The organism is Methylobacterium durans (assembly GCF_003173715.1).
Taxonomy (GTDB): Bacteria; Pseudomonadota; Alphaproteobacteria; order Rhizobiales; family Beijerinckiaceae; genus Methylobacterium; species Methylobacterium durans.
This window is the reverse complement of the sequence record NZ_CP029550.1, coordinates 4,822,710-4,841,628: the sequence shown is the minus strand read 5'-3', so window position 1 is coordinate 4,841,628 and position 18,919 is coordinate 4,822,710. Positions and strand designations below refer to the sequence as shown.

Sequence of the window (18,919 nt, the reverse complement as noted above, 5' to 3'; positions counted from 1 at the left end):
CGCGCCGCAGGTGCTGAGAGCGACCGAGTTGACCCCCGCCCGCCCTCGCGGGTGCCTACACCCGCCACGCTTAGAAGGGCAGGCCATCATGTCGAAGAATCGCCCATCCCTGGAGCGGATCAGCACCTATGACGAGGAAACTGGCGATCTCGTTGTGATCATCGAGACACCGAAGGGCAGCCGCAGCAAGTACGCTTACGATCCTGAGATCGGAACATTCGAACTCAAGTTCGTACTGCCGGAGGGAATGAGCTTCCCGGTCGATTTCGGCTTTGTCCCTTCAACGCTCGCCGAGGATGGTGATCCGCTCGACGCAATCATTCTGCTCGATGAAACTCTGTCGGTCGGAACCAAGGTCACGGCCCGGTTGCTCGGCGTGATTGAGGCCGAGGAGCGGGAAAAGGATGGGAAGTGGGAGCGCAACGATCGGCTGGTCGCGGTTGCGACCCATGCTCATGACCATGCGCAAGCGAGGGAGATCTCTGACCTGCCCTCGGAGATGCTGACCCGCATCGAGGGCTTCTTCAAGCGCTACAACAAGCTGCACGAAAAGGAGTTTCGGGTTCTCTCGCGCGGTGACGCCAAAGTAGCAGGCAAGCTCGTGAAGAAGGGCGTGAAGGCTTATTAGGACGGCTGAGGAATATACAGGCACTCTGGAAAAGACCGTAGCACCTCAGAACATGAAGCCAATAGCTGCGATCTCAGCAGCTTGGCCGGCCCTTGTCTTGTCAGTTTTCGCTTAACGCGAATTGGCCTCCGCCGCAGTTGAAGTATTGGCCGCAGATCCTCGGTCGCCACTACGGCGAGGCACGCGTGTCCAAGCTTGACCCGATATGGGCGTGCTCCTTTTTCTCGTTGGAAGCCCGTGCGACTTCAGTCACCCGCGCTCATCACTCCCCGGAAGTCGAAGCTCAGTCGAAAGCGGATGTGAGCGATAGCACTCTGGCAGCAAGGGACTGCTGCGATACATCATCTCCACGGCGTGCCAGTACGCAGGCTCATCGCCACCGTGCCGACCAAGCCGGTGCTCAATCTCCCGATGCGCGATCCGAGCAAGCGTCTCGGTGTGGGCTGGTAGTACCTCAAGCTGAGCCATTGGCTCCTCATCTGCGCGAGGACGGGTGAGACCAACTGGCCATACAGCCAGCCGATCCAGCGGCGCGACGACAAGGCTTGACTCTGTACGGCGCGGTCAGGCTGCCGAGACAGCAGACACTCGCGGCTCGGCATGCCTTTGTTCGGACGTTGAAGCGCTGCCAGCAAAACGCGCCTGAAGACCCGTGCAGGTGTCGATGCTGACGAGCACCACATCACCCGGCTGATAATACTTGCGGAGGTACGGCATTCGGCCATGTGCGATGACCCGGCCGTCACGTCTCAGGCCGAAGAAGCCGTTCCGGATGAAGGGACTGACTTCAAGGTTGATGCTGGTGGTCAACGCAGCCTCCGCATGCCGTGGGAGGCATTGATGGTAAACGGTCAAGCTAGAGCCTTGTTCCCTACATCTTTGTCGGACGAGTGCTGCCGGAGATGGGCCTGCGACGCATCCGTCCGACCTTCGTCGCTGTGAGAGAAGGGCGGTGGCTGCCACCGCCCTTCTCAAACTTGAGATCTAGCGGCACTCACTCGAAGCGGAGCCCGGCGCGACCTGAGGTGCGGCTGCCCGCTGAGGCGCGACCGATCTCCGAGCCACGGCCCATCGTCTCGCCTCTGCGCGCTGAGACGTTGCGGAAGCCCTCACGGCCACCGCGTAACTCGCGATGGCTGCTGCTCACGCCGACTTCACGATGGGCTCGGAAGCCACGTGAGCCCTCGATGCTCCGGACGCTGCCTTCGCTGCGCACTGAGGCGTTGCGGAAGCCGCTGCGGTCTCGGTAGCCGTTCTCGTAGCCATAGCGCGCAGAGACGGTGCGGCTGCCGTAGCTGTGCCGATGACCAGTCTCGTAGCCACGGTGGGCAACGCTGCGGTAGCCGTAGTCACGCTCGTAGCGCGTCCCATAGGCGCGCGTGGCGACCGGGCGCTCGTAGCCGCGCCGCACGGTGCGCGACTCGTAGGCGTACGTAGAGCGGTAGGCGGGCGCGTAGTCTTCATTGACCACAGTCCGGCTGACGGTGCGGGGCCGCGTCACGATGGTGGTGTCCACTTCCTCTGTGGCCGGATAGGCATAGCCCGCAGGCGCCCACGCATAACCTGCGAAGCTGGGACCGCCCCAACTGTAGCCGCCGTAGGCGGGGCCATAGGCGACATCGTAGCTGTAACCGCCATAGGCCGGATAGCCGTAACCACCGTAGTAGCCGTCACTGGCTGCCGCCCCGATCAACGATCCGACAGCAAGGCCAGCGACGCCCGCGCCGACCGCAGCCCCGACACTCAGCGGTCGAGCTTGGGCATTCGGTGCTGCCAGAACGAGGGCGGAGAAAGCAGTGGCGGAAACAAGAGCGATCTTGCGCATGAATACTCCGATCATCTGAAGGGAAGATGGCTCACGAACGAGGATGCATGTCGTACAGTTCCGCACCTTAGCCGCAGTCAATACTGCCACGCTTTCCGCTAATGCACGGCAAGAACATAGCCGTTGCGTACCTTCTTTTTCAGGAACGCTGTCCTCAAGCGCGGCGTTTCTGCGCCAGCCTTGACCCGCTCATCGTCGAGCCGAGGTCAGCGGATGATTGGAGGAGTTCGTCATGTTGAAGCACTTCGCCCTTGCTGTCATTGGCTCGGCCGTGCTGGCGGGGCCGGTCCTGGCCGAGACAGCGCCCGCCCCGAACGGCGGGCAGTTCGTCACCCAGGAGAAGGCCGGGCAGTGGCGCGCGTCCAAGCTCAAGGGCCTCAACGTCTACAACAACAACAACGAGAAGATCGGTGACATCAACGAGCTTCTGGTGGACAGCACCGGCAAGATCGAGGCCGTCGTAATTGGGGTGGGCGGCTTCCTTGGTCTGGGCGAGCACGACGTGGCGGTGCCGTTCGGCCAGATCAAGTTCACGAACGAGTCGCGGCGCGAGGCCAAGAAGGATGACGCGCAGAAGAAGCCGGCCGACACGACCGCTTCCACAAACACCAGCAGCACGGTTGGCGCGGACGCGAACCGTGCGGCTCCGGATCACGCGGTGCTGAACGCGACAAAGGATCAGCTCAAGGCTGCACCGCAGTTCAAGTACGCTCGCTGAGACACCGCAGGCTGGGACGGGCCGGGCACACCGCTCGGCTTGTCTTAGCCGCGGCCTTCAGGCGCCTGTCGGCGGAGTGGTGCACGCCTTAAAGGCAACTCGTTCATGAGCTGGCGGTTAGAGGAAGCCGTTAAGCCGGATCAAGGAAGCGCAAGTGGCGTGGCGAATGTAGCTCGCCTGTGAGGCGGTCCGCGGTATGCACCCGCTCACCAGCCAGCGTTCAACAGGCGCTGGGGCTGCATTGTTGCGTTGAAACCGCTACTTCGAGTGCAGAGCGTGTTCGAACAGCTTCGCCAGCGGATCCGCAAGCATGAATGGCGTCTCGGCGTCGCCGCTCTCGTGCTGGCGACCGGGACGACACTTGTCGCAATCGGCTACTGGTACTTCGCCTCACCAACTGCGTTCACGGTCGCGGTCGGCCCGACGGGCAGCACCGAGATGCGCCTCATCCAAGCCTTCGCTGATGCTCCTGCGGAGCAGAGAAAGGATGTTCGCCTCCGCATCGTCCCGTTCAGCGACGTGCGGCAGAGTGCCGAGGCGCTTCATCAGAAGAAGGTCGATCTGGCGATCGAGGGCGACTTGGACTCGCAGATCAGGGCGCGACCTGCTTAGTCAATCAGATTGCTCCGCCGACGCTTCCCCCTCCCCGCCCGATTCATCGGTCCCGGCGGTGAACCATTGAGGCTCTCGTCTGAGCCGTTAAGAATGTCCGGTTCTGCTGGTCTGTCGCCGGAAGCGGACAGGCAGCTTCCGGCCACCTTCGGCCGGCCGCTTCGTGCCCGTCCGCGTCGTTGAAGCCATCTTCGTCGATCCCCGGAAACGGACATTGGCCGGCAAGTGACCTAAAGCACCTGCGACAGGTCACCCAACAGCACGAAACCGAGAGCCGACGGAGTTCATGACCTCTTCTCCGGCCGTTCCATGCCGAGCATGTAAGCCACCGCCAGGATGTTAAATCTGTCAGTCTCCCGGCCTTCAAACCAGAACCAGGTCTTGTGGCCGTCCTCGACCACCTCAATGAGAAAGCCGCGCGCCGCCAGGAAGCGCAACGCGTCGCTCAAGTGGCGGTCACCCTCAAACGGATCGGTTCTCATCAAGCGAGCAGCCTTGATCTTAACGGCTGAGGCGCACCTCGATCAGATATAGGAGAACGCTGGCCTCGTCAGTCTGCTGCGCGCTCACCTGATCCCATCTGCAAGGACAGAAGCAGATGGCGAGCGGCTACCCGCACACCTTCTCGCTAACGGATGAGTACGCTACTGCACCGGATGCGCCCGATTTTGGGTGCGCTGTACTAGTCCGTATCTAGCGCCTCAAAATTATTGCAAAGCATGCCGGATTATTTCATTCATTTGGGCGTGGCAAGAAAACATTCACCATCGGCAGGTCTCGAAGAAGCTGCGCGGTTCGCATCAGGCGACTACTTACGTAGCCTGATCGTGATAAGTGCCAGCTTTTGCTTGTGGTGATGCTCGATGGGCTGCGGATAGGCGCCGCTTTCTTTGCAGAGATAAGGTTAATCATCCGAGGGGCCCCAAGGTGAACGAGATCCGTGCCGTCGTCATCGATAGCGATCCGCTGTTCCGCACCGGCGTCGCCTACACCCTGAACGGCGAGGCCGACATCGCGGTCGTCGGAGAGGGCGCGTCGGCGTCCGACGCGTTCCGCCTCGCGGCCGACCTGAAGCCGAGCGTCATCGTCCTCGACATCGGGATACTCGGCGGCGGCGCGGAGGCGGTCGAGACCCTCGTCGCCCATTGCGCCGACGTGAAGATCCTGATGCTGACGAGCATCGTGGACGACCAGCAGGTCTGCGCCGCGATGCAGGGCGGCGCCTGGGGCTACGTGCTCAAGGGCGTCAGCGGCCCGGAGCTGGTGCAATCCGTGCGGGTGATTCACCGTGGCGAGCGCTACGTCACGCCGGCGCTGGCCGCCCGCCTCTTCGCCAAGCCGCGGAACCCGGCCCCGAGGCCCGAGCAGACCCTGTTCTCGAGCCTGACCGGCCGCGAGGAGCAGATCCTGACGCTGCTGGCGGAGGGGCTGAGCAACAAGGAGATCGGCGGGCGCCTCGAGATCAGCGAGAAGACGGTCAAGCATTACCTGACCATCATCCTCGACAAGCTCAACGTGCGAAATCGCGTGCAGGCGGCGCTCCTCGCGGCCAGCCACCTGGGTTTAAGTTTTTGATCCCGCAGTGTGGTGGGGCGGTCGACCATCGGGCTGCGAGGAAGGCGCCAAGGTCAGATTCGTCACGGGAGCGCCGCCACGGAGGCAAGTTTAAGTGAAGATGATCAGCGACAGGGCCAAGTCTGAAGTAGTGCGGTAGCTGCAAGGCTGCCTGCTCGATGGCTCCGGCCCTCCGGATGATCGGTGAGGTGCTTGCAGACAGCTTCCGTCACTTTTTTGGCCGAAGTCCCTTCGGGAATGCAGAAGGGCCGCATGGCCTCAACAATTGGTGCCGTCGAATCAACGATGCCCATCATGTAGACATTGAGCATGCTGTCTAATTCTAGCGACATGTTTTTCTGAGAGCAGAGTTCCTGCAGCCGGATTCCGGTCAGATAAAAGGCGAAGCTTTGGTTGGGCGCCGAGACGAGCAACAGGGCCAACGCGAGTCGTGTCATCATGCCACCCACTCTCCTGACGGGCGCTCTCTACGACAGCAACATCACACCACCCTGCGGGTTAACGCTTGCCAAACCGCCGTCCGAGATCGTGGCTGAGTTTTGGTTTGAGGCAACGCTCCATAGCTCCATGAGTTTGAAAGCAGTCAATCTGACCGAGATCGGTAAAGATTCCTTAATTACATGGATATCGACTGCCACAAATGGGTGGTGCAGGGCGTCTCATGACAGCGCTGTCCTGGCCTGAACGGATCAAGGCGCTGCCAGTCGACACCCGTGGCTTTCCTGTTCCCTGGTTTGCTGCCTGGGCTGACGGGAAGCCGGACTTCCGCTGCGTCGCGGCTGGTAAGCTGGAACAGGCAGTACGCCGCTCCCTCTGCTGGGTGTGCGGACAGCCGCTCGGGCGCTTCAAGACCTTCGTCACCGGACCGCTCTGCGCGATCAACGGTGTCTCGGCCGAGCCGCCCTCGCACAAGGAGTGCGGCGAGTTCTCGGCCAAAGCCTGCCCCTTCCTCTCGAAGCCGCGCATGCGCCGCAACGAGAAGGACCTGCTGGACAGCAGCCCTCATCCGGCCGGTCAGATGATCGACCGCAACCCTGGCGTCGCGCTGCTGTGGACCACGCTTGCCTACCAGGCCGTGCCGGTCGCAGACGGCCTTCTCTTCCGGGTAGGCAAGCCTCAGACGCTGCAGTGGTTTGCCGAGGGGCGCCAGGCGCAACGAGCTGAAGTGCTCAGTTCGCTGGAGGGCGGCCTTTCCTTGCTGCGAGCTGAAGCAGAGCAGGAGGGCCCTCCTGCTCTGAAGGAGCTAGAGCTGTTCCCGGTCAGGTAGCGACGGCCAAGTCGTCTTCGTAGCCGGCTGCGGCGAGGTAGTTGCGGCACTCCTGCGGGGTGAAGCACGAGAGGGCCTGCCGGATCGCTGCCCAGAGATCCGGGATGGTGCGGGCTGCTGCGCTGCGCAACAGGGCCTTGAGCTTGGCGAAGGCCTGCTCGATCGGGTTGAGATCGGGGCTGTAGGACGGCAGGTACATGAGCCTGGCCCCTGTGGCCTCGATCGCGGCCTGCACGCCGGCGACCTTGTGGGCTGGCAGGTTGTCCATGACGACGATGTCGCCCGGCTGCAGCACCGGGATTAGGGTCTCGGTGACGTAGCTGCGAAAGCGCCTGCCGTTGGTGGGACCGTCAAGAAGCGCGGTGGCGCACAGCCCACTCGTGCGCAGGGCGGCGGTGATGGTGGTGGTTTTGTAATGCCCCCACGGCGCTGCGAGCCGGCAGCGCTCGCCGCGCGGGGCCCAACCGTAGCGTCGCGCCATGTTGGTGGCAGCCGCGGTCTCGTCCAAGAACACCAGCCGGTCCGGGTCGAGCTCGGGCTGGGCCTCGAACCACGCCTCGCGGGCCGCTCTTACGTCCGCGCGCTCCTGCTCAGCTGCGTGCGTCGCCCCTTTTTCCAGCTGATCCCGTGCCGCTGGAAGAAGCGTGACAACCCGCTCGTGCTGGTCTGCACGCCCTGCTCGGCCAGTCGGTCGCGCAGCTCACGCAGGAAGAGGCGCGGCTCCTGCTTCGAGGTCGCCAGGATGAGCGCGGCATGCGCCTCAATCCGCTTCGAGGTGTGATCGCCGCCCATCGGCTTGGAGGCGAGTTGGCCCTCATTGCGGAAGCGCTCCGACCAGCGGCTGGCGCTCGACACGCTGACCCCGAAGCGAGCGGCGACGCGACGGCAGGAGGCACCCGCCGCCACGGCAGCCACGACACGCTCGCGCAGGTCCACAGACAACGGTGAAGGCATGGGCAAGCTCCTTCACCCGTCAACGTGCCAGCCGCCAACCCGTCTCAAGCGGCGCGGGATCTGCTCTAGATCGGCTCTTCCAGCAGGCGCTAAGGTTCGTGCCTTAATGACTCGTCGATTTGACTTGCAGCTGCAATCGACGTCCGCATTTGTGGCATTGTTTCAAAAAAAGCGGACGGGCTGCTTTCGGCCAAACTCGGCCGGCAGCGGTACGGTCATAATCGCTATTCAACCGGCCCAGGCACCATCGCGAAAGCGGCTATTCACCGCCTTAGCACCACACTGACCGACATACGCAGGTATGACGCAGATTGAGAGCTGCTGTGCTTATGAACTCCAGTCGGTCTTCAAAGCCAGAAGGCAACCTTCACCCGCGTTCTCAAAGCGCTCCATGAGCTGGTGCGCCGTCTGGGCCAACATCCGCTCCGCAGCTTCGAGGCTCGCGCAGGCGTTCGCCTCAATCGCTTCGTTGTCTGGCCCGAGACAGACCACAAGCCAGGGCAGCCCTGTCGCAGGCGGCCCGTAAACCACCAGCCGGAGCTCGGTGTCGAAGCCGGAAGAGACCTCACCAAGACCACTTTCAGGCAACATTCCGCCTCCCCAGGTCGCATCTTCTAAGATGCAAGCTAAGCCATAAATGGGCCGCTTAGAAACAGCCTTCGCTGGGTTCAGACTCCTTCCCCTGCGACAGTGGTTTACGATTATGCATCTGCTTACGGAGGCCAAATTCATGCTTTGTGTTCAAACGGAGCGATGCAGCCAAGAGGCGGCCCCGAGCACGCTCGCGCTGATCCGCAACGGGCGTTTCGGACAGGCGTCTGCCGGCCAGCTATGGCTCGGGAGATTCGTCTGGCAGTTTCAGCATCGGCGCTCCAGCCAACTCCTCAGATTTGTGAGGCTTCCATCTTCTGGCTTCCCGCGTAAAGAAGCGCCGCATGCAGTCGGTCCCGGGCGTTAAGTTTTTTGAGCATTTTGCTGACGCTGGACGAGACTGAGGCTACGCTGGCACCAATATTTGCAGATATCTCTTTGTTTGTTAAACCATCTGCAATCAGTTTAAGGAGGGCCTCTTCGTCCGGATTCAGACCAGGAAATCCGGATTTAATATTGCCGACACTTTGCGTCGTAGTATTGCGATCCCAATGCGGCACCTTCAGCTCAGGCGTAACATACTCTATACCGGAGCTGACGATTCTGACAATTTCCGGGATTTGACGATGGTCTATGTTTTTGAGAACATATGCCCTGGCGCCGAGCTGCATCGTTCGCACCACAACATTTTGCTGCTCGATGTTGGTCAGAACCAATACAAAGGCCTTTGGACAAGCGCTGGCTACCATTTCTAATGCCGTGTCCCCTGCCTTGATTCCAAATATGTCAATAATGATCACATCTGGGCGAGCGATAGTCAGCAGATTTATTGCATCTTTTGGGCAGTCTTCTTCAAATACAACCTCGATATCTGTCTCGGACTGCAGCGAGGCGCACAAGTTGCGCCTATAAAGAACATGAGGATCGATTAGTCCAACCCGCAACTTCTCCTTCATGTCCCATCCCCGTCGTCGGCTGGCCGCGCATCTGCTTTCTGTCCCCGATAGATACTCCGGGACGGACGGCGGCGTAGAGGTTCCTGCTCAAATCTCGATAATCTCAACTCTATGCCTGCCTTGCTAACAAATCATGAGCTTGCTGTTTAGCATGGCAGGTTGAAGAGGCGGCAGCTTGCCCTGGTTACTGCTAATGGGCGGCCGAAGCGCGCTTCGACCGCCCTCATGGGATGCTCCGTACTCAGACCAAGTGCCAGCCCTGCTCGATGTGGTAGGCAAGATGCTCATGGGCCTCTTGGCTATGCACGATCGCAGTGGCTATCTCCTCCCGCGATACGCCGTGCTGGATGGCGTCAGCCCAATACTGCAGTCCGCCGGCTTCTGCGTGACGTCCGAGGGCGTTCTCGTAGAGCATATCCACATATTCGGCGTTGTTCAGGCCGCCGTGCTTGCTCTGGTATTCGCCCGAGCCGAGGAAGGCCTGCGCCATGCCCGTCTCGGCCAGGCCGCCCTTGAGGGCCTGCGTCCAGTTCTGGAGCCCGGCCGCGTCGGGTGCCCGGTCGAGGAGGGCGTAGTAGAGCCGGGCCGCGTCCGTCGCCGCGTGATCGTCGACGTAGATGCCCGCCGCGAGAGCCCCCTGCATCCCCGCTACGTTCTCGCCGGAGAGGGCGAAGGCGACGGCGATGTCGGCCCGGCTGGCGCCGTGGGCGATTGCGCCGGTCCAGCTATCGAGGCCGGCCGTCTCCCCGGAACGGTGTAGGGCGGTCTCGTAGAGGTGCCCGACGAAGCCGCGGTCGTCGAGGGCGCCGAATTTCGCCTGCGCCTCCGCCGAGTGGAGAAAGCTGTCGGCGATGTCCCGGAGCGATGCGCCGCCGCGCAGCGCGCCGACCCAGCCCTCCAGCCCGGCGGCGTCCGGCGCCCGGTCGAGGATGGCGTCGTAGAGGGCGTAGACCTGTCCCTCGTAGCTGCGCATGTCGTGGCCGACTGTGCAGAACAGGTCGCGATTGGCGGCGAAGTCGAGGTCGAACGCGAAGCTCTCGCTGTATCCGATGTTCCCTGCCGCGTCCGTGGCAGTGGCGGTGAGGGCGTAGTGGTGGCCCGCTCCGCCGCCCGTCATCGCGAAGGGCAGGCTCCAGTTGCCGGCCGCATCCGCCGTGACCGTCCCCAGAACGGTGCTCCCGTCCCGGATCGTGATGGCGGCGCCGGCGTCGGCCAGACCGATCGTTCCGGTGACCGTGTGGCCCACGACGTTGCCGGAGCCCGAAACCGCCGTCACGGCGAGGGACGGGCCGGCGGTGTCGAGGGTGAACGAGACCGGGGCCGACGTCGCGGAATTGCCTGCGGCGTCGGTGTGGCGTAGCGCGACGCTATGCTGGCCGTCGGCGAGCGTGGCGGGGTTGTAGATCGCGGAGACCTTGCCGTCGACGACGTAGGAGAGACTGCCTCCGTCCTCGGCGGGCGTCGCCGAGAGGTGGCCGTCCCGGGTGACGCCGTCGCCGGCAAGGCCCGTGTCGTCGGCGAGGGTGACGGCGGGGGCCTGCGGGGCGCCTCGGTCGAGCGTGAAGGTGATGTAGGCCGCAGCGGAGGCGTTGCCGGCGCTGTCGGTCTGGCGCACCGCCAGGGTGTGGCTGCCGTCCGCGAGCGAGACCGGATCGTAGCTGCTCCCGAAGGCGCCGCCGTCGAGGCTGTAGCTCGCGGTGGCGCCGGCCTGGGTCACCGCCGTGACGCGGGCATCACTCGTGACGCGGTCGCTCTGCGAGAGACCCGTGTCATTCGTCAGAGACAAGGTCGGCGAGCCGGGGGGCGCCGTGTCGAGGGTGAAGGTGAGGCTGCCGGCGAGTGAAGTGTTACCCGCAGCATCCGTGTGTTTCACCTTCAAAGTGTGCTGACCATCGGCAAGCCCGGTCGGATCGTAGCTCGCGACGTAAGCCGCGCCATCAATGCTATAGCTCAGGCTCCCACCATCCTCGGCCTGAGTGACGACGACATGGGGATCGCCGGTGATGCCGTCGCTTGGCGATGAACCAGAGTCGATTTTCAGAGCGAGGCTGGGGGCAACAGGTGCCTGAGTATCGAGTGTGAAGGTCAGACCACCGGCAAGCGATATGTTGCCCGCAGCATCCGTGTGCAGAACGCTAACGGTGTGCTGACCGTCAGCCAACTTGGTCGTGTCGTACTTCGACTGATACTCACCGTTATCGATGCGGTAGGCAAGAGTGCCTCCACTCTCTCCAGCCGTCACCAAGATGCTTGGATCGCTCGTGATCCTGTCGTTGGACGATGAACCCGTGTCGTGGTCTAGGGTCACAGTGGGGGCGGGGGGGGCTTGGCTATCGAGTGTGACGGTGATCGCGTTGCTCTGCCCGAGATTGCCCGCCGCATCCCGTCCGACGGCGGTCAGATTGTGAGGCCGGTCGCCCGCCAGGGTCACGTCGGCGTGCCAGTTACCACTGGCGTCCGATACTGCCGAACCGATCTCTGTGCCACCATCCATGATGTGCACTGTCATGCCAGCATCAATGATCCCAACTTTGCCAGCGATCGTTTGACTGGCCGTCTTTGTGAGACCAGGCGGGGAGGTGATTGACAGGTCCGGCGGTGTCATGTCGCCGTCACCCTCCGCGGTGCCGTCGCCATTGACGTCGCCGACATGGTGCTTGGCATAGCCGACGTGCTCGGCCAGACCGTCGCCGGTGTAGTTGAGCTTGAGCGCCGTCATCTCCTCAGGCGTGTAGGCGGTGGCAAGTGCCTGTGCGGCCTCGCCCTGCGCGACGCGGCTCACCGCTGAGGCGCCAACCAAGAAATCGACACCGTCAAGGGTCGCAGCCTGGGACGCAATCAGGGCATTATGGTCGATGATGAGGCTCGCGACATCGGTGGCGAACTCCCCGAAGAGATTGGCGGAGCTGACGAGGCTCTGCACAGTTTCAGGAGTGCTCAGATCAAACGGCTGACCGGTCGAAATGAGGGCAACGATGTCCTGCATCGGATTCGCAAAGAACACTGCGCCCTGCAGAAGTGCTACGGTGTTGAGGATCTGAGAGGCCGTGACGAACAGGTGTTCAGCCAAAGCTTTCGTCGTTGGATCGCTCGACTGAGCGCCGACGATCGGGTCGAACTTCGTGACGTCAACGCTGCTGTCGAGGCTGAGCGCAGACCGAAGCCGGACCTGTGCTGTCTCAAGTGACATGCCGGAGTCAACCAGCTCGGCGAGTACCGTGGTCAGCGGCGACAGGACCGTCGAGCCAGCCGGCGCCTTGAAGGTACCGTTGAAGGCGAGGCTGGTGGCGGTGTCGATAGCGCCGGCTCCACCCGAGGCGATGATCTGACCTGGCTTGCCCACCAGAGTGAAATGGCCATGCGCGTCAGTCGTGGTCTGAGCCTCGAAGCTCTGCCGAACTCCATCACCGTTCGAGTCCATGAACACCGTTGCGCCAGCGATGTAGCCATCCTGCAGTGAGCCATGGATGACGGCTTGGGCGCCTGGCGAGGGATGAACCACGTTGACCGTGAACGTGTCCGTCACGGTCAATGGGGCGCCGGGGCCACCATCAGTGGCGCTGACTTTGATGTTGAGCGGGCCGGTGACCCCCGCCTTCAGAGTTCCGGTGATCTGCAGGGCGCCGTTCGTAGCCACCGTGTCGACTACGGTGAGACCGGTTGCTGCGAACAGATCCGAGCCATCCGCAAGAGTGACCTTGTAAATAAGCGCGTTCGCTGCCGTCTGCGCGTCATTGAAAACTGTGGTCACCGGCAAGAACAGGCTCACGGGAGCGCTATCGAGAATGTTGGTGTCGGGCAGGCCGACCTGACCCTGCTGCGGAACGATGAACGGTGCCGTGTTAACACCAGGCGCAGTGGCTACAACGGCGGTTTGGGCCGAGGTCACATGTTCCTTGAACCCCAGGGCATCCACGAAGGAGGCCACTACCCGGATGGGCTGCCCGACGACAAACGGCGTTACGGTGTAGGTCGCACCGGTTGCTCCGGTGATCGGTACCCATTCACCGCGCGCTGGATCCAGATACTGCCACTGGAAGGTTTCATTGGTGACCAGCGTTGGGCTATTTGGATTTGGATCTAGGTCGAGCAACTGGGCGTCGGCGGTCAGTACCTGACCGATAACGGGGGTGCCCGAAATCGTGACCGACCCAACCGGGAGCTGATTCTTGACCTTGAGGCCGGGTCCAAACACAAGGTCGGCGAGGTTCACCGTCGTGTCCTGAAACTCTAGGCGCTCAATGTTGCGGATCTTGTCGACGCCGTCGTTGACCACCTTAGTGAGGGCGCCGGCCACACCAGGGCCTACCGTGACGTGCACCACGGAGTAGAAACCCTCCGAATCGGCACCGTTCCATCCACGACCATCGGCGGTCTGCACACCGATCGCATAATTCGCGGCGATGTCGGAGTAGACGGCAGTGTCCACGTCACCCTTGCGGCCACCGTCAAGGATCTCACGAACGATTTGGCCGTTCTGCAACTCGACATGAAGGTAGGCGTCGCCATCGATAATATCGTCACCGCCTCCGCCCTGAATGCGGTCGCTTCCCCCGCCTCCCAGGATGATGTTGCCGGAGTTGAAGTGGACTGGCACGTTCGGTGCGAAAAATGTCTCCAGACCTGAGATGAGATTGATATTCGTGAGCTCGTTAGTCGTATCTGCTTTTGCGTCATTCGACCCCATCAGGTGGTCATCATAGGACGAGCCGCTCAGGCCCTCCGTCTCGATAAAGATATCGCGGATCGCGTCCGGCGAGAGCGGAGGAGAATCGAGGATGAAGTCCCTCCGGTTCATGTCGACTTCGACACCCTGGGTATCGGCTTCGAAAGAGGCCCAGTCATAGCCCTTGTGGCCCCGGAAGGTGTTGAAGCCACCGCCGCCGACCATGATGTCGTCGCCGCTGAAGCCCAACATCTTGTCGCCGCCGTTGTTGTTCTGCAGGTTGGCTGCGTCGGGGACAGGATGTCCGTCGGCTCCGATCGCGACCCAGCTGCCGCCGATGATGACATCATCACCGCCGTAGAGCGGCAACTGTCCCGTTGGCGCGCCCACGTCCCCCGTTAGAACGTCGCCGCCCTGACCGCCTTCGATCCAGTCATTCCCTTCGTTGCCTAGGACTTCGTCGTCGCCCTCGCCAGCGCGGATGATGTCGTTACCAAGCCCCCCCTGGATATCGTCGATGCCCTTGCCGCCATCAATGATGTCATCTCCATCATTTCCGAAGACGATATCGTCGCCGATACCCGCAGAAATGATATCGTTGCCATCATCGCCGTGGATCGTGTCGTCGCCCCCCGTATCCGTAATGACGTCGTTACCGGCACCGCCGTACAGGAAGTCATTGCCGTTGCCGCCATCGATATGGTCGTCACCACCATCGCCGTAGACGGTGTCATCGTCAGCGTTGCCAGCCTGCAGCCACTCCGCCTTGTCGGTACCCCCAAGCACCATCGTGTTGCCGAGGAAGTTTTCGTCACCAAGGAAGTGGATGTGCTTCTGTGCTGCCAGGTCGGCGGCAGTAGTCGGTGTCCCGTCCGCCTTAACCCAGGACGCTTCGAGCAAGAACTTGCCGGTATCCGGATTTCTTGTCCACGTTGACGAATCGTCCGGATTGATATTGCTCGCCTCCACCGTGTACTCGGGCGTTAAGAAGACACTAGCAGACACGTGCTTTATGCCCGTGTTGTGCATGATCATCTCAGCAAACGAATTTGCCTCGATCTCGGTCCCGAAATGCGTGCCCTCGAGGCGGGGCAGGTAGTAGAGCCGGTCGCCGTCCTGCAGGTTCTCCAGCTGGATGCGGAAGATGTAGTCGAAGGTCGAGCCGAGCAGCCCGCCGAACAGGTTCTGCTTCTCTGCGAGGCCGCCGATCCAGAGATCGACTTGGTCGAGGCCGGTGATGCTGCCCGTGCTCCAGAACGGGATCGCGCCGCTGGCGTCGTGGAGCGCGTTCGGGTCGAGCTTGAGCGCCGCCGGGTCGGTGATGTTCGCGTAGGCGCCCGTGCTGTGCAGGAAATCATGGGCGTCCTTGATGTCGGCCGCCGAGACGCCGCTGCCCGAATAGCCGTCCTGGCCGTGTTCCACGAGGAGGAGCGCGGCCGCGCGCTTGCCCTCGAGCGTCGTCGCCTCGAGGATGGTGTGGTGCGTGCCGTAGGCGGCCACGAAGTTGATCAGCGACGCCTCGTGCTTGAGGTAGCTGCCGAACTCGCTCCAATTCGCGTAGGGCTTCACCGAGCTGTCGTGCGTCTGGGCGTAGATCTGGTTGCGCACGAGGTTGAGCGGCGCCACGCCGGTCTCGCGGCCGCGGGCGATGTTGAGGGCGGCGAGGTCGAGGGGCAGGCCGAGCAGGTTGTTGCGCAGCGCGCCGGTGACGAACTCGTCGATCTCGTTGCCGACCTGATTCGCAGCGCCGGCGATGAGCTCGCCCGCCGCGTCCGCTCCGTGCTTCGCGTACTCGAGAGGATTGGTGAAGGCCTGGATCAGCCCAATCTGGGTCATGATCGGGTGACCGTTGGCATCCAACTTCGTGGAGCCATCCGGATTCAGCTCGTAACGGTTGAGGTTCTCGTCGAGCATCGAGTGCCCGAACCGGTAGACCGCGTTCGCGAACTCGGAGGTGATGGCCGGGTCGAGATGGACGTTGGTGTTGCCGAACAGGTGGATGGCCGGCGAGACCTTGCGGGCGAATTCCTCGAAGACGAGGTGCTGGTACTGCGTCTCGGTGCCGAACTTCGCCGCCTGGAACAGGCGCTCGCCGTTCCACTCGTTGTCCTGGATGCCGTCCGAGAGGTTGGCGCCGTCGAGCACCCAATTGCTGGCGAAGGCGGTGTCACCATTGGCAAGCTCGGCGCGAATGAGATCCTTCGTCTGCTCGATCAGGCGGTTGTGCTCGTCATGGAAAATTTCATGGATGGATGTGAGGCCAATGTTTTCGTTGGCGCGCCCATCGCCCGCGATGAAGTGCGCGTTCAGCAGGTCAACGTCGAAGGAGCCCGCCGCCAGAGGATGTTCGGCATCGTTGATCAGGCCGTCGCTGTCTGGCGTGAGGAAGAGGCCGGTCTGAGGATCGACCGGATTGGCCGATGCTGCCACGTCGTTGATGAAGGCGTGACCGATGCGCAGCGCGCCGTCCGTAGTAATGGGATGAATCGTGCCATTCGCGTCTCGCGTGCCGTGGACGACAACGTCGTCATCGGTCCCATATTTTCCGTCCGGGCCGAGACCTGTGACGAGCTGGGCGAGACCGGTGGCCGGATCCGGGATGAAGTTGCCGTAGGCGTCAACTTTGACGAGCGGGATGTTCACCACGTCAATTGTGTCGTTCAAGACGATACCGAGCTTAAGCGCGTTCGCCTTGATATCCGCCCAGGTCGGCTCTCCGCCGATCGTGCCGTCGGAGCGGTGGTGCTCAAGCAACCGCCCAGTCGAGTGTATTTTGCCGTCTGAGCCGATGATGTACTCGCGCAGGAAGACTTGGTGCGAGGGGTGCGACGTGTAGGTCTGGTTCTGGTCGACGAAGGGCGTGACCAGGTTAGTATTGCTGTGGACGTCGTCGGTGGTACCTAGAACACCATCGGCTCCAGGCTGGTTTGTCGCTCGGGTTAACACCATGAAGTTCGTGTGGCCGCCCGGCACGTAAAGCGGATCGTCGGGCTGCAGCGGTATCATCACGGTCCCACTGCCGCCCTTGGCGATGAGATCGAGACCGTGGTCGAAGAACTGCCCGAACAGCGTGAACAGGCTATTGAATGGCGCTGAGAGGCCATTGTCTGGCGTCACGTTGTTGATGAATAAGCTTCCGTTCTCCGTGGCAGCCGGCGTCGCTGCATTGCTTACGACATCGTCAGCGGTACCGACGATGCCATCCGCACCGGGAAGTGAATGCTGATAGCCGGTCCCAAGGGAGCCTGCCGCCTTCTCTGCGGCGGCTACAGCGGCTGGGTTGTTGGCGCTCTGGTCGGCAATCAGGTTGCTGATCGTGCGCGGATCTGCGTCGAACACGAATCCGTTGGTGCTTGCGTAGGATGAGCCGGGAATTGCGGGGCTTCCAGGCCCAAAAAATCCCGCCGGCGCGCCGTCAGCAGCCTGGAAGACTGGGTTCGTTAGCTTGGGAAACGCCTGATCCGCCGCTCCGTAGAGAGGCTGACCATCGACCACGCTGTTGTTCTCGCCATCAACCTGTCGCAGGCCGAACGAGAGGTGAGGATTCAGAGGATCCTGTCCAGCCTCGGCCATTTGGATCTGGGTCAGGATGAAGTCCAGATCGCTGCGATTGAACTTAACGCCCATTTTGACCCCCATCACCTTCCGAACTCGGGATATGCTTGTTCGAGGCCAAGCATTTCCATGAGTCTTCGGCTCATCCCAGGGACCAAGGGCGGCTGATTTTCGGATCGTAGGTCCGATCTAGTCTCAGACCTTGGTCGGAAGGCGGCTGTTATTAAAGACTTAGTCTAGCACTAGATAGCTAATAACATCTCCAATTATCTTTGCGGCAGTCTGCGCCCTGCCTGGTCTGCGAAACGCAACCTTTCGAAGAAATCGTGGACTAACCCTCAGCGTTGTCTTTACTTAATCGCTTACGCCACGGCGAATGTCCGCTTCTGCGGTTTGAATGCAGAAAGCAGGCCGACAGCTTTCAGCCATTGTCAGCCATTCGTAATGGGGTTGCGGGCCCGGAAGCAGATGGCCTGGATGGCTCCCGCTCCCGGCGCTGCGGCGCCAGAAAGGTGCTGTCATGCAGCAGGAGCTCGGAGCCACTACGATGGAGATCGCATGGTGGTCAACAGTACCACCACACCGCGGGATCAAACAGTTAGCCATCGATCGAGAGAAGAGATCTTCGACGGCCGGCGGCACGGTCGACGGTTTTGGTTAGGGGTTCGTTACCGACGGCTGCGGCTGCGGCATTGCCCCGAAGTCGGTAGGAATGCGGGGGTTACACAAAGGCGTTTCTGGGGATGGGCAACTTTCCCTTTAACCCAGCGCAATGAGCGCGGCTCCGTTTCAGCTAGAGCAGAACTCACCTCAAGTGGATCGGCTGGTGGCGAGTGGCTGGGTGTCGAACGATCACGACGAAGCGGGTATGTGGTTCTTGAAGGTCAGCTTCGACTACGTGCGCGCCGCCGAGCCGCTCACGCTGATTGATCTCGACGAGGCGCGAGCCCGGATCGAGCAGCAGTTAGCTTTTGCGTCGAGACGAACATGACCGAGAAGGCCGAGGAACATGTTCTAAATCAACTTGCTTCAGCGATCGGGGTAGATCCACATATATTCAAGAAAATTGTTGTGCAAGAAATCTGTAATTATGATGTCAGTAAATTCAATTCAGGATCTGAGATTGCAAAAAGGTCACTAGATACTCTCCGCATCTTGAACACATTCACCCTTATTTCTGACGAGGCTGCACGCATGGAGGCGCTACAAGCAGTCGAGAGGATCAGCCACCGGAGCGAAGGCAAACACCACCCAGATCCATAATCGCCCTTACGCGAGGCGGCTGGCTCCATAACGCCCAACCTCCGAAGCCCTCGCGGATTTGGGCGTTATGGAGCCATCTGGTTCGCGTCAGCGCGTTTATGGATCGGCGCTAGGGGGCCGGACAGGAGCCAGCCGAATTCCTCGCCCAAGGCTGCCAATCTGCCCCGATGTTCGAGTGCCTTGATCCGGTGGTAGCGAGCGATGGCTCGTATCGCGTGGACGCTGGTTGCCGATCTGTGCGCCTCGATGTCCGCAGCCGCGTGGGCAAACTCGCGGACCAGCACCTCCTCAGGTTACGTCCGTCAATGA

The 18,919-nt window shown here is 61.7% G+C and carries 15 protein-coding genes; 7 read left to right on the top strand and 8 right to left on the bottom strand.

Going from position 1 to position 18,919, the window contains the following annotated elements; all coding sequences use genetic code 11:
• Positions 1–88 precede the first annotated feature (88 nt).
• Complete coding sequence (locus DK389_RS22195; RefSeq protein WP_109892866.1) at positions 89–628, top strand: inorganic diphosphatase; 540 nt, start codon at positions 89–91, stop codon at positions 626–628.
• 564 nt (positions 629–1,192) lie between these two features.
• On the opposite strand, the gene DK389_RS32720 is transcribed toward DK389_RS22195, so the two are convergent.
• A complete protein-coding gene (locus DK389_RS32720; RefSeq protein WP_162560779.1) occupies positions 1,193–1,438 on the bottom strand; it encodes a hypothetical protein in 246 nt (81 codons plus the stop codon).
• A 184-nt stretch (positions 1,439–1,622) separates the two neighbouring features.
• On the bottom strand, positions 1,623–2,453 hold the full coding sequence (locus tag DK389_RS34470; protein WP_236960248.1) for a hypothetical protein: 831 nt from the start codon (positions 2,451–2,453) through the stop codon (positions 1,623–1,625).
• Between the two features lie 232 nt (positions 2,454–2,685).
• Between DK389_RS34470 and DK389_RS22180 the strand changes: the two genes are divergently transcribed.
• Both DK389_RS22180 and DK389_RS22175 read left to right on the top strand, forming a co-directional pair.
• Complete coding sequence (locus DK389_RS22180; protein WP_109896726.1) at positions 2,686–3,171, top strand: PRC-barrel domain-containing protein; 486 nt, start codon at positions 2,686–2,688, stop codon at positions 3,169–3,171.
• A 276-nt stretch (positions 3,172–3,447) separates the two neighbouring features.
• Complete coding sequence (locus DK389_RS22175) at positions 3,448–3,783, top strand: hypothetical protein (RefSeq protein WP_162560778.1); 336 nt, start codon at positions 3,448–3,450, stop codon at positions 3,781–3,783.
• A 284-nt stretch (positions 3,784–4,067) separates the two neighbouring features.
• Here the strand turns inward: DK389_RS22175 and DK389_RS22170 are convergent, their stop codons facing one another.
• Positions 4,068–4,265: a hypothetical protein gene (locus DK389_RS22170; RefSeq protein WP_162560777.1), complete on the bottom strand. Its 198-nt coding sequence runs from the start codon at positions 4,263–4,265 to the stop codon at positions 4,068–4,070.
• A 445-nt stretch (positions 4,266–4,710) separates the two neighbouring features.
• Here DK389_RS22170 and DK389_RS22165 point away from each other — a divergent pair, with 445 nt between their 5' ends.
• A complete protein-coding gene (locus DK389_RS22165) occupies positions 4,711–5,358 on the top strand; it encodes a LuxR C-terminal-related transcriptional regulator (protein ID WP_109892859.1) in 648 nt (215 codons plus the stop codon).
• 104 nt (positions 5,359–5,462) lie between these two features.
• On the opposite strand, the gene DK389_RS32715 is transcribed toward DK389_RS22165, so the two are convergent.
• On the bottom strand, positions 5,463–5,798 hold the full coding sequence (locus DK389_RS32715; protein ID WP_162560776.1) for a Rap1a/Tai family immunity protein: 336 nt from the start codon (positions 5,796–5,798) through the stop codon (positions 5,463–5,465).
• A gap of 221 nt (positions 5,799–6,019) precedes the next feature.
• Between DK389_RS32715 and DK389_RS22160 the strand changes: the two genes are divergently transcribed.
• Entirely contained in the window at positions 6,020–6,625 is a 606-nt protein-coding gene (locus DK389_RS22160; RefSeq protein WP_162560775.1) for a hypothetical protein, read from the top strand.
• Here DK389_RS22160 and DK389_RS22155 read toward each other — a convergent pair.
• The 4 genes from DK389_RS22155 to DK389_RS22140 all read right to left on the bottom strand — a co-directional run bounded on the left by DK389_RS22155 (position 6,618) and on the right by DK389_RS22140 (position 17,431).
• A protein-coding gene (locus tag DK389_RS22155) for an IS630 family transposase (protein WP_109887230.1) occupies positions 6,618–7,579 on the bottom strand; the annotation gives its coding sequence in 2 pieces (ribosomal slippage) (positions 6,618–7,231 and positions 7,231–7,579; 963 coding nt in all). The two genes, DK389_RS22160 and DK389_RS22155, sit on opposite strands and share 8 nt — an antisense overlap.
• Positions 7,580–7,906: 327 nt before the next feature.
• Complete coding sequence (locus DK389_RS22150; RefSeq protein WP_109892855.1) at positions 7,907–8,170, bottom strand: hypothetical protein; 264 nt, start codon at positions 8,168–8,170, stop codon at positions 7,907–7,909.
• A 293-nt stretch (positions 8,171–8,463) separates the two neighbouring features.
• Positions 8,464–9,126, bottom strand: a complete 663-nt coding sequence (locus tag DK389_RS22145) for a response regulator transcription factor (RefSeq protein ID WP_109892853.1) — start codon at positions 9,124–9,126, stop codon at positions 8,464–8,466.
• Between the two features lie 241 nt (positions 9,127–9,367).
• Entirely contained in the window at positions 9,368–17,431 is an 8,064-nt protein-coding gene (locus DK389_RS22140) for a peroxidase family protein (RefSeq protein ID WP_109892851.1), read from the bottom strand.
• Between the two features lie 757 nt (positions 17,432–18,188).
• Between DK389_RS22140 and DK389_RS32710 the strand changes: the two genes are divergently transcribed.
• Both DK389_RS32710 and DK389_RS32705 read left to right on the top strand, forming a co-directional pair.
• Positions 18,189–18,338, top strand: coding sequence for a hypothetical protein (locus DK389_RS32710; RefSeq protein ID WP_162560773.1), 150 nt, complete (start codon positions 18,189–18,191; stop codon positions 18,336–18,338).
• Positions 18,335–18,610, top strand: a complete 276-nt coding sequence (locus DK389_RS32705; protein ID WP_162560772.1) for a hypothetical protein — start codon at positions 18,335–18,337, stop codon at positions 18,608–18,610. The genes DK389_RS32710 and DK389_RS32705 overlap by 4 nt, the downstream gene beginning before the upstream one ends.
• Positions 18,611–18,919: the final 309 nt, after the last annotated feature.

Bases quoted from the DNA above. Each gene is read 5' to 3' on its own strand.
- DK389_RS22170 (WP_162560777.1), bottom strand. From the start codon at position 4,265: ATGAGAACCGATCCGTTTGAGGGTGACCGCCACTTGAGCGACGCGTTG.
- DK389_RS32705 (WP_162560772.1), top strand. From the start codon at position 18,335: ATGACCGAGAAGGCCGAGGAACATGTTCTAAATCAACTTGCTTCAGCG.
- DK389_RS22180 (WP_109896726.1), top strand. From the start codon at position 2,686: ATGTTGAAGCACTTCGCCCTTGCTGTCATTGGCTCGGCCGTGCTGGCG.
- DK389_RS22195 (WP_109892866.1), top strand. From the start codon at position 89: ATGTCGAAGAATCGCCCATCCCTGGAGCGGATCAGCACCTATGACGAG.
- DK389_RS34470 (WP_236960248.1), bottom strand. From the start codon at position 2,453: ATGCGCAAGATCGCTCTTGTTTCCGCCACTGCTTTCTCCGCCCTCGTT.
- DK389_RS22145 (WP_109892853.1), bottom strand. From the start codon at position 9,126: ATGAAGGAGAAGTTGCGGGTTGGACTAATCGATCCTCATGTTCTTTAT.
- DK389_RS22160 (WP_162560775.1), top strand. From the start codon at position 6,020: ATGACAGCGCTGTCCTGGCCTGAACGGATCAAGGCGCTGCCAGTCGAC.
- DK389_RS22150 (WP_109892855.1), bottom strand. From the start codon at position 8,170: ATGTTGCCTGAAAGTGGTCTTGGTGAGGTCTCTTCCGGCTTCGACACC.
- DK389_RS32715 (WP_162560776.1), bottom strand. From the start codon at position 5,798: ATGATGACACGACTCGCGTTGGCCCTGTTGCTCGTCTCGGCGCCCAAC.
- DK389_RS22140 (WP_109892851.1), bottom strand. From the start codon at position 17,431: ATGGGGGTCAAAATGGGCGTTAAGTTCAATCGCAGCGATCTGGACTTC.